Origin of the sequence: Haemophilus haemolyticus (genome assembly GCF_003493605.1) — a bacterium.
Lineage (GTDB): Bacteria > Pseudomonadota > Gammaproteobacteria > Enterobacterales > Pasteurellaceae > Haemophilus > Haemophilus haemolyticus_J.
The window spans coordinates 136,481-148,941 of sequence record NZ_QQKA01000002.1; the positions used below are offsets into that span (position 1 = coordinate 136,481).

General features: G+C 39.4%; 10 protein-coding genes. 1 reads left to right on the forward strand and 9 read right to left on the reverse strand.

Annotated elements, in window-relative coordinates; genetic code table 11:
- Positions 1 to 21: 21 nt before the first annotated feature.
- A complete protein-coding gene (locus DV424_RS02275) occupies positions 22 to 489 on the reverse strand; it encodes a hypothetical protein (protein WP_118858928.1) in 468 nt (155 codons plus the stop codon).
- A 191-nt stretch (positions 490 to 680) separates the two neighbouring features.
- Between DV424_RS02275 and DV424_RS02280 the strand changes: the two genes are divergently transcribed.
- Positions 681 to 1,883: an ATP-binding protein gene (locus DV424_RS02280; RefSeq protein WP_118858929.1), complete on the forward strand. Its 1,203-nt coding sequence runs from the start codon at positions 681 to 683 to the stop codon at positions 1,881 to 1,883.
- A 162-nt stretch (positions 1,884 to 2,045) separates the two neighbouring features.
- Here DV424_RS02280 and DV424_RS02285 read toward each other — a convergent pair whose 3' ends face one another.
- From DV424_RS02285 to DV424_RS02320, 8 genes are all read right to left on the reverse strand, one after another.
- Positions 2,046 to 2,909: a hypothetical protein gene (locus DV424_RS02285; RefSeq protein ID WP_118858930.1), complete on the reverse strand. Its 864-nt coding sequence runs from the start codon at positions 2,907 to 2,909 to the stop codon at positions 2,046 to 2,048.
- Positions 2,875 to 3,384 carry a hypothetical protein gene (locus DV424_RS02290; protein WP_118858931.1) on the reverse strand — a complete coding sequence of 170 codons (510 nt, stop codon included), beginning with the start codon at positions 3,382 to 3,384 and terminating at the stop codon, positions 2,875 to 2,877. The genes DV424_RS02285 and DV424_RS02290 overlap by 35 nt, the downstream gene beginning before the upstream one ends.
- A 71-nt stretch (positions 3,385 to 3,455) precedes the next feature.
- A complete protein-coding gene (gene metH / locus DV424_RS02295) occupies positions 3,456 to 7,145 on the reverse strand; it encodes a methionine synthase (RefSeq protein ID WP_192880626.1) in 3,690 nt (1,229 codons plus the stop codon).
- Between the two features lie 105 nt (positions 7,146 to 7,250).
- Positions 7,251 to 7,751 (reverse strand): ferredoxin-type protein NapF, encoded by a 501-nt coding sequence (napF, locus tag DV424_RS02300; RefSeq protein ID WP_118858933.1) that lies wholly within the window; start codon positions 7,749 to 7,751, stop codon positions 7,251 to 7,253.
- A complete protein-coding gene (gene dmsD / locus DV424_RS02305) occupies positions 7,751 to 8,362 on the reverse strand; it encodes a Tat proofreading chaperone DmsD (protein WP_118858934.1) in 612 nt (203 codons plus the stop codon). Before dmsD ends, napF begins: the two co-directional genes overlap by 1 nt.
- A gap of 95 nt (positions 8,363 to 8,457) precedes the next feature.
- Positions 8,458 to 9,297, reverse strand: a complete 840-nt coding sequence (locus tag DV424_RS02310) for a dimethyl sulfoxide reductase anchor subunit family protein (protein ID WP_118858935.1) — start codon at positions 9,295 to 9,297, stop codon at positions 8,458 to 8,460.
- Between the two features lies 1 nt (position 9,298).
- Positions 9,299 to 9,916 (reverse strand): DMSO/selenate family reductase complex B subunit, encoded by a 618-nt coding sequence (locus tag DV424_RS02315; protein WP_118858936.1) that lies wholly within the window; start codon positions 9,914 to 9,916, stop codon positions 9,299 to 9,301.
- Positions 9,917 to 9,926: 10 nt separating this feature from the next.
- The gene (locus tag DV424_RS02320; protein ID WP_118858937.1) at positions 9,927 to 12,347 is read right to left on the reverse strand and encodes a DMSO/selenate family reductase complex A subunit; all 2,421 of its coding nucleotides are present in this window, start codon (positions 12,345 to 12,347) and stop codon (positions 9,927 to 9,929) included.
- Between the last annotated feature and the right edge of the window lie 114 nt (positions 12,348 to 12,461).

A 12,461-nucleotide genomic window follows, 5' to 3' on the forward strand; every position in this document is an offset into this window, starting at 1 on the left:
AAAAGTTATTTTTGAGAAAAATCAACCGCCCTTACAAATCAACCAAGGAACTTGCTTGCCTTGTTGATTCTTGTAGTAAATTGAACTTTGAGATCGCGCGATTAAATCCACATAACTTCCTTGAATCGGATCATACGAACGATAAACCACTTCAAATTTTGTACCGCGCGCATTCAGTGTCAGCGTGTATGAATGATCAAAAGGCACGGACTTGCCATTATCTAACTGGAAATAAAACCCGAAGTTATCTTTCATACGGCTTTCACGCGACAGAGGGAAATAAGTCGTCAAATGAGAAATCCCACCAGTTTCTTTATTATTACAACGATAATGATATGGCTTGTAATTAATAGAATTATTTAACTCAGCTTGGCTAATATTATTCTTTAAAAATCGAGATTTAACCGTCTTCTTCGGCTGATGTGTTGTAGTACAAGCAAATAAACTCACAAGAGCCCCCACAAACAATACCATCTTTAATTTATTCATAAATACAAAATTCCGAGAAATAAGAAAACGCGTATGATAACGGAAATTGGGGATTGTGCAAGGGATGGGAATGAGACTAAAAAACCGCAATAAAAACTGGAAATGTAATTCCAAATACACGCAAAAAAATAAAATATGGAAATTGACTTCCAATTTTTGTACACTTTTTAAAAATATGAAATTAACTTCCAATGAGTAAAACTATGATCTCTCGTGAAAATTATTTACAGCAACTGATTCAATTTAAAGATACCGATTTTATCAAAGTGATCTCTGGTGTTCGTCGTTCCGGTAAATCAGTGCTACTCATGCAATACCGTGATTACCTTCAACAACAAGGCATTGCTTCCGAAAATATTCTTTATCTCAATTTTGAATCTTTTGAATATCAATGGGTGAAAGACGCCCAGGATTTTCAACAGCTTATTCAAGAAAAAATGCCGTCTTCTCAAGAGAAAATCTACTTTCTGATTGATGAAATTCAGTTTGTAGAAGGTTGGCAAAAAATCGTCAATGCGCTTCGCGTAAGTTTTAACACCGACATTGTGATTACAGGTTCCAATGCCAACTTGCTTTCCGGCGAGCTTGCGACGCTGTTAAGCGGTCGATATGTGGAAATCAAAATTTACCCGCTTTCTTTTAAAGAATTTTTACGTTCCAAAAATGTGGATAGTCAGTCAAGATTGGTGGATAAACTCTATTCGGAATACGAAAAATACGGTGGTTTCCCCAGTGTTGCCATTGCTGGTGAACCTTTAAAAGAAACGATTTTATCAGGCATTTTTGATTCCATTGTGCTGAATGACATTGCTCATAGAGCTGGCGTGAAAGACACGCATATTCTTAAAAGCGTAATTCTCTTTTTAGCGGATAACGTAGGACAGTTGGTGAATCCAAGCAAAATTAGCAACACGCTCACGTCCGAACGAGTTCCAACCTCAAACCACACGATCAGCAAATATCTTGATCTGTTAGAAAATGCGTTTCTTTTTTATAAAGCAAAACAATATGATATTCGTGGAAAAGGCTATTTAAAAACCAATGCGAAATATTTTATTGTGGATAACGGTTTAAGACGACATGCCATCGGCAAAAAAGGTGCGAATTATGCCAATCGCTTAGAAAATATCGTTTTTATTGAATTGCTAAGACGAGGTTATACTGTAGATGTGGGCAAACTCGACAGCAAAGAAATTGATTTTATCGCTCGAAAAGCCGATGAGATTTTATATGTACAAGTTGCCTTTGAAATCCCTGAAAATACTCACGAAACCGATAATCTTTTGCATATTAAAGATAATTATAAAAAGATCTTAATTACGGGGAAATATTACGAACAAACAGAGATTGATGGGATTGAAGTGATTTATGTGGTGGATTGGTTGCTGCAGTAAATCTAAAAACGCTGAAAATTTTCACCGCACTTTTTTGTGTTTAACGTTTATGACAGTGCGCGTTTCCTAACGCGTGCCTTGGAAATTAAAGTGCGATCAGTTTTTAAAGTGTTTTTTAGTGAAATTAGGCACACGCTGGGAAGCGTGCGCCATCTTTTTAAATTATGAGTATTTTTTCTGATAAAGATAATTAGATATTTTTAATCCAATACTTAAGTGGGTATCCAATTTATTTTTTATATCTTGATTGTATGGAATTATTTGCATATGAGGAATTAAGCAACCATTTTTTCTCTGACAACACATTAGATATGATAGTCCAGAACCACAAGGACAAAGACTGTCAGGAGATTCAGTAATGAATTTCTTTGGAATAAATTCTTTTGTGTAATTTATATCCCAATATTGAAATGGTGTATTTAATGTATTTAGTATCATATTTAGCCCTGAAAAATTCTTATTTTTTCCTTCAGGATCTATGACATTGCTTTTCATTACCGGATTTTTAACAATAGCGATGCCAATAAGCTCAAGCTCTTCAACAGTACAGTAGCATATTTCTCCGGAGTATAATTCTCCAATAATATGTTTGCAATTTCCTCTTGGAGAAATTATTTCATTGCAAATACTACATCTAACTTTTTTATGTATAAATTCGGGGCTTGTAAAGAGTTTATACGGATATATAGCCTGCCATCTTTTTACCTGAAATTTTAAAAAATGGAAATAATAGTTATCCTTTATCTTTTCACTAGCATGTCGGTCTAACTCATTAATCTTTAGTTCGCATTTTTCTAAAGTACACCAAGCATAATAGTATTGTTTTTTATATAATGATTCTATAAATATTAAATAGAAGTTTTGAGCTAGAAAGATAGTCTTTATTTCCCACATTTCATTTGTTAGATGTTCATTGTTTTTATTTGCTTTTATTTTATTGTTAATGTCATTAATTATATTTATCTCTATTTTTTTGTTATATTTTCTATTTTTAAATTTGGTTAGTTGCTTTATGATCTCCATCATTTTTCACATCTTCTTTTTTTAAGTTAAACTGATCTTTTAATTTAATGAAATTATCAATGTTTCCTTTGTAATCTAGTTGATAGTTGCCATTTTCTTTTTCAACTATTATAGATATAGAAACTTCATCATCTACAGAAGTCTTCAGATTATCTGAAAAATAGTTAATTACGAGTCCAACTAGAACTGGTAATACAAACTCTTTAACTAAAATAGTACCTAATCTAAATTCTCTAGAGTTTAATGAAACCCGATTATAATCGCCATTATTTATACAAATATCTACAGATACTTTATTTTGTTTTTTTACATATTTAAAAAAATCTTCAGCAGTTGTAAAAAAAATATAATTTATATCTTTATATTTTTTAATAGGTAAAAATAGAATATCACTATTCTTGACCCCTTCAACTAAGGAAGACTCTAGAGAAACTTCTTTTATCCAAGATTCTCTACTCTCATTTGTATGGGTAAACATTTATTTCTCCTATCTCATTTATGCATAAAAAATTATGCAATTAGATTGTTGTAATAAGAATCTTATACGTGTTACTTCATCGCCACACCCAACCATTTCATCATCTCTCTTTCATCCCAACCTTTACGTTTGGCATAATCTTGAGCTTGGTCTTCATCAATGCGACCAAGTGTGAAATAGTTACTTGCAGGGTGGGTGAAGTACCAACCGCAGACGGAAGCTGCCGGCCACATGGCGTAGCTTTCGGTGAGTTTCATACCGATGCGCTGTTCCACTTCCAATAAATCCCAAATCAAGGCTTTTTCGGTATGCTCTGGGCAGCTTGGATAACCCGGTGCAGGGCGGATGCCGACATAGTTTTCATTGATTAAACCTTGATTGTCGAATTCCTCTTGCGTGTAGCCCCAAATGCGGGTGCGCAACTCAAAGTGCAAGTATTCTGCCATGGCTTCGGCGAGACGGTCGCCTACGGCTTGTAGCAAGATGGCGTTGTAGTCATCGCCTGCGGCTTTGTAGCCTTCCACTAAATCCATTTCTTCAACGCCGGCACACACGGCGAACATGCCGAACCAGTCTTTTTTACCGCTTTCGCGATCAGCAATAAAGTCGCTTAAGGCAAAGTTAAATGGGCTTTTGCTGTTTTTACCACGTTCCGTTTGTTGGCGTAAGCCATAAGCAGTGCCAATGGTTTGTGTGCGTTCTTCATCAGAGAATAGAACCACATCATCGCCCACACGTTCGGCTGGGAAAATGCCTAAAATGCCGCTTGGGTTGAGCTTGTGGTTTTGTTCTAATTCATCCAATACCACTTGTGCATCGTTCCACACTCTGCGTGCTTCTTCGCCGCCTTCTGGATAATCAAAGGCATCAGGATAACCACCCATCAAGCCCCAAATGCGGAAGAATGGCGACCAGTCGATAAATTTGCGAAGTTCAGCAATTGGTACGTTTTTGAATTCCACAATGCCCGTTTGTTTTGGTGTTGGTGGCACATAATCTACCCATTCGCCACTAAAGCCATCGAAACGGTTGGCGCGTGCTTCTTCAATGCTGAGCTGTTTACGCAACGGTTTTCGATTGGCAAAAGATTGTTGGATTTTTTCGTAATCTTTCTTGAATTGTTCCCATAATGCCGCACGGCCTTCCGGGTTCATCAAAGTTGCGCAAACCGTTACCGCTCTTGATGCATTAGAGGTATAGAACACACCATGTTGCTTGTATTTTGGATAAAGTTTAATCGCAGTATGTTCTTTAGATGTGGTTGCACCGCCGATCAACACCGGCAAGTTCAACCCTAAACGCGTCATTTCGCCAAGGAAGTATTCCATTTCGTCTAAAGATGGCGTAATCAAACCGCTTAAGCCGATAATGTCGGCTTTTTCATCAATAGCGGTTTGAATGATTTTGTCCGCAGGCACCATCACACCTAAATCAATCACTTCAAAGTTATTACATTGCAACACTACGCTCACGATGTTTTTACCAATATCGTGCACGTCACCTTTCACGGTGGCGATCACCACTTTACCGTTGCTGGAGCCTTTTTGTTTGATGGCGTTGATAAACGGCTCTAAGTACGCCACGGATTGTTTCATTACGCGTGCCGATTTAACCACTTGTGGGAGGAACATTTTGCCGTCGCCGAATAAATCACCCACTACGTCCATGCCAGCCATAAGCGGACCTTCGATCACCTCTAATGGCGTTGGCAATTTTTGGCGGGCTTCTTCGGTGTCTTCGATAATATGCGTAGTAATCCCTTTCACGAGGGCGTGTTTCAATCGTTCTTCCACCGGCCAAGTGCGCCATTCAGCCACAAAATCCACCGCACTTTCATCGTTGCCTTGGTTGCGATATTTTTCTGCAATATCCAGTAAACGCTCTGTGCCATCCGGCGTGCGGTTTAAGACGGCGTCTTCAATCACATTGCGTAATTCAGGATCCAGATCATCGTAAATCGCGAGCTGACCTGCGTTCACGATCCCCATGTCCATGCCTTGTTTGATGGCATGATAGAGGAATACCGCGTGAATAGCCTCACGCATGACGTTATTTCCACGGAAAGAGAAGGACACGTTTGACACACCACCGGAAATTTTTGCGTGTGGAAGGCTACGTTTAATACGACCTGTAGCGTTGATGAAATCCACACCGTAGTTGTTGTGTTCTTCAATCCCCGTACCAATGGCGAAAATATTCGGGTCAAAAATAATATCTTCTGGTGGGAAACCAACTTGGTTCACTAAAATGTCATAAGCTCGGCTACAAATTTCCACTTTTCGCTCTTCGGTATCAGCTTGCCCTACTTCATCAAATGCCATGACCACAACTGCCGCGCCGTATTTACGCACCAATTTAGCCTGATGGATAAATTTTTCCTCGCCTTCTTTTAAGGAAATAGAGTTCACAATCGGTTTACCTTGCATCGATTGTAAACCTGCCTCAATTACTTCCCATTTAGATGAGTCAATCATCACTGGCACTTTGGCCGCATCGGGTTCCGTCGCCATAATGTTGAGGAAACGGGTCATGCATTTTTTGCCGTCGAGCAAGGCTTCGTCCATATTGACGTCAATGACTTGCGCGCCGTTTTCTACTTGGTCGATGGCAATTTCAATGGCTTCGGCAAATTTGTCTTCTTTAATTAAACGTTTGAATTTGGTCGAACCTGTCACGTTATTACGTTCACCCACGTTCACGAATAGGCTTTCATCATCAATATTGAGCGGCTCTAAGCCGGATAAACGCATCGCGGTTTTGATTTGTGGTAATTTGCGTGGTGGGATGTTTTCTACTGCTTCAGCAAAGGCTTTAATGTGTTCCGGTGTGGTGCCGCAACAACCGCCGATAATGTTCACAAAACCACTTTCTGCCCATTCTTTCAGGTGTGCGGCCATCTCTTCTGCCCCTAAATCATAACCACCAAAAGCATTCGGCAAGCCCGCATTCGGATGCACAGAAACATAGGTTTCACTGATTTTTGAAAGCTGTTCTACATATTGGCGTAATTCTTTTGGACCTAACGCGCAGTTCAAACCGAAAGTGAGCGGTTTTGCGTGACGCAGGGAGTTATAGAAAGCCTCGGTGGTCTGCCCAGAAAGAGTTCGCCCTGAAGCATCGGTAATGGTGCCGGAAATCATGATTGGCAATTTCACGCCTAATTCTTCGAATACACTTTCAATGGCGAAAACAGCCGCTTTAGCGTTAAGTGTGTCAAAAATGGTTTCGATCATAATTAAATCCGCACCACCTTCGATTAAGCCTTTTGTTGCTTGGGCATAAGCATCCACCAACTCCATAAAAGTCACATTACGGAAACCAGGATCATTTACATCGGGTGAAATGGACGCTGTACGGTTTGTTGGCCCTAACACTCCCGCGACAAAGCGAGGTTTTTCTGGCGTGCTATATTTATCTGCAGCCAAACGAGCTAATTTTGCACCAACAAAATTGAGTTCATAAGCGATAGATTGCAAGTCGTAATCCGCTTGAGCAATCGTAGTTGAACTAAAAGTATTGGTTTCAATAATATCTGCACCCGCTGCCAAATATTTCTCATGAATAGCGGAAATTAGCAGTGGCTGAGTCAATGTCAGTAAATCATTATTACCGCGTAAATCGACCGCACTTTCCTTAAACTTCTCACCTCTAAAATCGGCTTCTGTCAGTTTATATTTTTGGATCATCGTCCCCATCGCACCGTCTAAAATGAGAATACGATTTTCTAGAGCTTGTTTAAGTTGAGCGGTTTTATTCACCATAATTATTTTGTTCCGTAAATCTTAATAAATAACTAAGGAATAATAGGTGTAAGGGCTAGGGGTGTCAAATGTTAGAAGGAAAGTGCGGTGGAAAATTAAGTTTTTTTATTTAAGTGTAATGGCTGCGACAAAACAGGTAATTTTACATTCTCCGCACCCATTGCAACGTTCATTATCAATCTCTAAAGTGCTGGAGATTGCTTGTTGTGGGCAAGCGGTTTGGCAGTCTGGACAGGTTTGATTTTGTAGGATTAAACAGGCTGAGGAAAATTGTGGACGAAGTAATGTATCTGCTGGAAAATTAGGATGTAGTGCATTTGTCGGACAAACTTCTGAGCATTTACCACACAAATCACAAGGTGCGTAGTCAATTTCAAGGGTGGCTTGTTGCTGTTTTAGTTGAATTAAACCATTAGGGCAAGCTGAAGCGCATTCCCCACAACCATTGCAGACGGCGGAAAATAAATCTTCTCGTGCTGAAAAGGGAGGACGAGACTGCGTTTTTTCTATTGTTGATTTTGTAGCTAGAAATACATGACGCAATAGTCCTCTACGAGAAATGTGATGGTGGCTTAAATAAGCCTGATAATAGGCTTCGTTTTTCATTATCGATAGAATCTAACGTTTGGCACATCAATATGCAAATCAGCTTGCCACTGCTGCAAGGTTTGTGCGGTGAGTAAGGCAAGCCCTTGATAGAACGGCGCATTTTCAGCGTTCGCTAACTGCGTTAAAAAATGGCTTGCCCAAGTAAGGAAGTGCTCATGCAGAAATTCTACCACTAAGTGCGGTCGATTTTCGGCAAGATAAGCGGCCAGCATTAGCATTAATCCGATATGATCTTCCGGTTCATCTTGTTCGGCTTGAAAAGAAATTTGATGATGACGGAGAAAATCACGCAATGCCAGTAAAGAATTACCAAAAATCACACATTCAGGATCTAAATAAACAGAACCCCAAGGCGGTGCAGGCAATTCGTTTGGGCCGATAAATAGGCGTTGGTATTGATCGTTCAGATCTTGATTTAAGCCTTGCGCAATAAGTGCGGTTGTTTTTTCACGAGTTTTTTCATCCCATTCAATTTCCCATTCTTGCGCCCAAGTGGATTGCCGAAAAAAATCTAAAATACCAGCAAGACGTGAATCGCTCGGTTCATAATAAAAAGCCGCGCCGAGCAAGCGCCCGTAAAGGGAAATATGTTGAAAGGTGTTTTGCATAAAATCTCCGAAAAAAATGACCGCACTTTGGTATTCATTAATTTAGTGGATTGGTTGCAGCGTATGGGCGTATCGCATACGCCCATACATATAATTTACCCTGCAATGGCCATTCCATAAGTCATATGTAATCCATAAAACAACACACGACCAATGCCTTCTGCGGCTAAGGTTAAAATGACTGCGCAAGCTAATAATCCTGCATTTTTCGCACGGAATAAAAGGAAGGCAGCAATGGCTAATAAGCATAGACGAACAGCTGTCATCATAGCGTAACCTGGCACAAGTGCGGCGGCATTTTGGATGGAACTATGAATGCCTTGCAAGCTAAAGCCTTGATATACCGCAACCACGGCTGCGAATAATACAGCAAGGGCAAAGATGCTTGGCACGAGATTAAGTTGATAATCGCGTTGTTTGTTCGGTATTAATAATGCATAAGATAACGCCAAACCGCCTAATGCAACAGTGAGATAGAACGCCCAAGATGTTAATGGAGTGTTCCATGTTGGTACGCTAGCGATATGATAAACCTGATTCATCACATACATAAATACCACGCCCACAAGTGCGGTTAAAATTCGCCATAAATTACCAAGCGCCGACGGCATTTTCCCTGTGATAGCAATCAGCCAATAGAAACCGGCAAGCGCAAAGAAAATGGCACCTACGGCAATTTCGTTACTCATCATGGATTCGCCTACACGATTTAATGAATTAAACGCACGAGCCGGCGTACCAAGGTGCATAATTGAGGCGATAAAACCTAAACCTAAACACGCTAACACCACAAACATGGCTTTGTGGATGTAAGCGCAGCTTTTCTCATTTTTTTCGCCAAGTAGCACAAAAGTAAAAACAAGCCAAGCACCGACCGCACTTTGTGCCAAAACTGTAAAAAATACTAATGGCAGTTCATATAATCCTGTATTCATCTTACACCTCTCTTGGGTTTCCTAAGAACCCACTTGTATCGCCACTTAAACGAGCGTGTTTATTGGGTTTTACCACTAAATTTGGTTGAGTGATATCAGCTGGTGGTAGTGGTGCGATGGAGGCTTGTGTGCCATATTTTGTTCGAAGTTCATCAATAGGAGCGAAATCCAATGCTCGTAGTGGGCAGGCATCAACACAAATCGGTTTTTGACCTAATTTTACGCGAGAATAACATCCATCACATTTTGTCATATGACCTTTTTGTGCATCATATTGTGGGGCATCATAAGGACACGCCATATGACAATAACGACAACCGATACAAATTTCTTCATTGACGATCACGAAACCATCTGCATTTTTGTGCATTGCACCAGTTGGGCAAACTTTTGTACAAGCAGGATCTACACAATGATTACAAGAAATAGACATATAATAAGCAAATATATTTTGATGCCAGCATCCATCTGCTTGTTGATTCCACTGACCACCTGTATATTCATAAATACGACGAAAATTGACTTCTGTGCCAAGATCTTTGTAATCCTTACAGGCTAATTCACAAGTTTTACAGCCTGTGCAGCGTTCAGAATCAAAATAAAAACCATATTGTTCCATAATTATCCCCCTACAAACGTTCCACTTGAACTAAATTAGAATGTTGCGGATTACCTTTCGCAAGCGGTGATGGGCGTTGTGTTGTAAGTACATTAATGCAACCTGAATGATCGATACGATCTTTATCTGGTGCATACCAAGCCCCCTCGCTTAATGCCACAACCCCCGGAATAATACGGGGTGTAATTTTTACATTAATCCGTACTTCGCCTCGATCATTAAAGATACGAATCATATCGCCATTTTTAATATTACGAGGTTCTGCATCAAGAGGATTCATCCAAACTTCTTGTGGATTAGCTGCTTTTAATACATCCACATTGCCATAAGTTGAATGGGTTCTCGCTTTATAGTGAAAACCACTTAGTTGTAACGGATATTTTTCCATTAATGGATCACCGTAATGCTCAAAACTTTGGGCGTGAATAGGTAAGGGATGAATTACTTCATCTTCTGCTAATTTCCAAGCTTTTGCTATTTCAGCTAGACGAGAAGAATAAATTTCAATTTTGCCAGATGGCGTTTTAAGTGGATGGGCTTCTGGATTATCACGAAAATCTTTGTATGCAACTTTAAAGCCATTAGGATCAACTTTTTTAAAAATACCTTGTTGTCTAAATTCTTCAAAAGTAGGTAATTCAGGTAATTTTTCTCGAGATTGCTCATAAATATGGCGTAACCATTCTTCTTGTGTTCTTCCTTCAGTAAATTTTTCTTTTACGCCCATTTTCTCAGCTAAATCACTCAACATATCGTAAATAGGTCTGCATTCAAAAGATGGTTTGATCACTTGATCTGCAAAAATGACATATGCCATATTGGATACAAAGGCATCTAAAGCGAAATCCATTTGTTCTGAAGCTGTACAATCTGGTAATAAAATATCACTGTATTTGGCAGTAGATGTCATATGATTATCAATAGTAATGATCATTTCACATTGCGTATCATCTTGTAAAATATCGTGAGTACGATTGATTTGTGCGTGTTGATTAATCAAACAGTTACTTGCGTAATTCCAAATTACTTTAATTGGGGACGATAATTTATCAACACCGCGAATACCATCTGTAAGTGCGGTCATTTCTGTGCCACGAATAATTGCATCTGTCCATAAAAACATTGGAATGCTTGCTTTCACAGGATTTTTCAGCGTTGGCATCCGCACAAATGGAATGCTGTACGCACTTTCACGTGCACCAGTGTTACCACCGTGAATTCCAACATTACCTGTTAAGATTGGCAACATCGCAATGGCACGAGAGATTAATTCTCCATTACTACGACGTTGAGGCCCCCAACCTTGGGAAATAAAGGCAGGTTTTGTACTACCAATTTCACGTGCGAGTTTAATAATTCTCTCCGCTGGAATACCCGTGATTTTAGCAGCCCATTCAGGGGTTTTAGCGATACCATCATCACTATAACCTAAAATATAGGCTTTATAATGACCATTTTTAGGGGCATCCGCAGGTAATGTTTTTTCATCATAACCAACACAATATTTATCTAGGAAAGCTTGATCAACAAGGTTTTCTTGAATCATTACATAAGCAAGGGCAGCAACAAGGGCTGCATCAGTACCTGGACGAATTGGAATCCACTCATCTTCACGCCCTGCACCAGTATCATTATAACGAGGATCGATAATAATCATTTTGGCATTAGAACGAGCTTTGGCTTGTTCAATACAATAAGTTAAACCACCTCCACTCATACGAGTTTCTGCAGGATTATTACCGAATAACACTATTAATTTGGTGTTTTCAATATCAGCCATTCCATTTCCCAATGCCCAACCACCACCATAGGTATAATCTAAACCGACTGCAATTTGTGCGGTGCTGTAATCACCATAATGGTTTAAATATCCACCAATACAATTCATAAAACGAGCTATCATAGTGGATGCAGGTGGCCAAGATTTCGCCATTGTTCCACCTAACGTACCCGTACCATAGTTTAAATAAATTGATTCATTACCATATTTTTCGATATTGCGTTTCAATGCGTCTGCAATTTCAGTTAAAGCCTCATCCCAACTGATTCGTTTGAATTTGCCTTCTCCGCGTTTACCTATACGTTTCATTGGATATTTTAAACGGTCTGGGTTATACACTCGACGACGCATAGAACGTCCACGTAGACAAGCACGAACCTGATGATCAAGATTATATGTTTCTGTCCCCGTATTATCGGTTTCCACATAAGTGATTCGGTTATCTTTTACGTGCATTCGTAATGGACAACGGCTACCACAGTTTACTGTACAAGCACTCCAAACAATACGTTCCTGACTATTTTCATTGAGGTATTGTGTCTCTTTAGCCATTACATTGAAAGGTAAAGTAAGATTTGAAACTGCCAGTGCAGCTCCCGCAGATGACGCCTTAACAAAATCTCGGCGACTTATTTGATTAAAGTTACTCATAATATCGTCCCCCACAGTAAGATCGAGTAATAACTAAAACGAGTTAATTATAATCTTTGTATAGAAGTTTTACTTGAGCCAAATCAATTAATCATTAATAGGTATATTATTTAT

Bases quoted from the DNA above. Each gene is read 5' to 3' on its own strand.
- metH (WP_192880626.1), bottom strand. From the start codon at position 7,145: ATGGTGAATAAAACCGCTCAACTTAAACAAGCTCTAGAAAATCGTATT.
- DV424_RS02315 (WP_118858936.1), bottom strand. From the start codon at position 9,916: ATGGAACAATATGGTTTTTATTTTGATTCTGAACGCTGCACAGGCTGT.
- DV424_RS02310 (WP_118858935.1), bottom strand. From the start codon at position 9,297: ATGAATACAGGATTATATGAACTGCCATTAGTATTTTTTACAGTTTTG.
- DV424_RS02275 (WP_118858928.1), bottom strand. From the start codon at position 489: ATGAATAAATTAAAGATGGTATTGTTTGTGGGGGCTCTTGTGAGTTTA.
- dmsD (WP_118858934.1), bottom strand. From the start codon at position 8,362: ATGCAAAACACCTTTCAACATATTTCCCTTTACGGGCGCTTGCTCGGC.
- DV424_RS02290 (WP_118858931.1), bottom strand. From the start codon at position 3,384: ATGTTTACCCATACAAATGAGAGTAGAGAATCTTGGATAAAAGAAGTT.
- DV424_RS02280 (WP_118858929.1), top strand. From the start codon at position 681: ATGAGTAAAACTATGATCTCTCGTGAAAATTATTTACAGCAACTGATT.
- DV424_RS02285 (WP_118858930.1), bottom strand. From the start codon at position 2,909: ATGATGGAGATCATAAAGCAACTAACCAAATTTAAAAATAGAAAATAT.
- DV424_RS02320 (WP_118858937.1), bottom strand. From the start codon at position 12,347: ATGAGTAACTTTAATCAAATAAGTCGCCGAGATTTTGTTAAGGCGTCA.
- napF (WP_118858933.1), bottom strand. From the start codon at position 7,751: ATGAAAAACGAAGCCTATTATCAGGCTTATTTAAGCCACCATCACATT.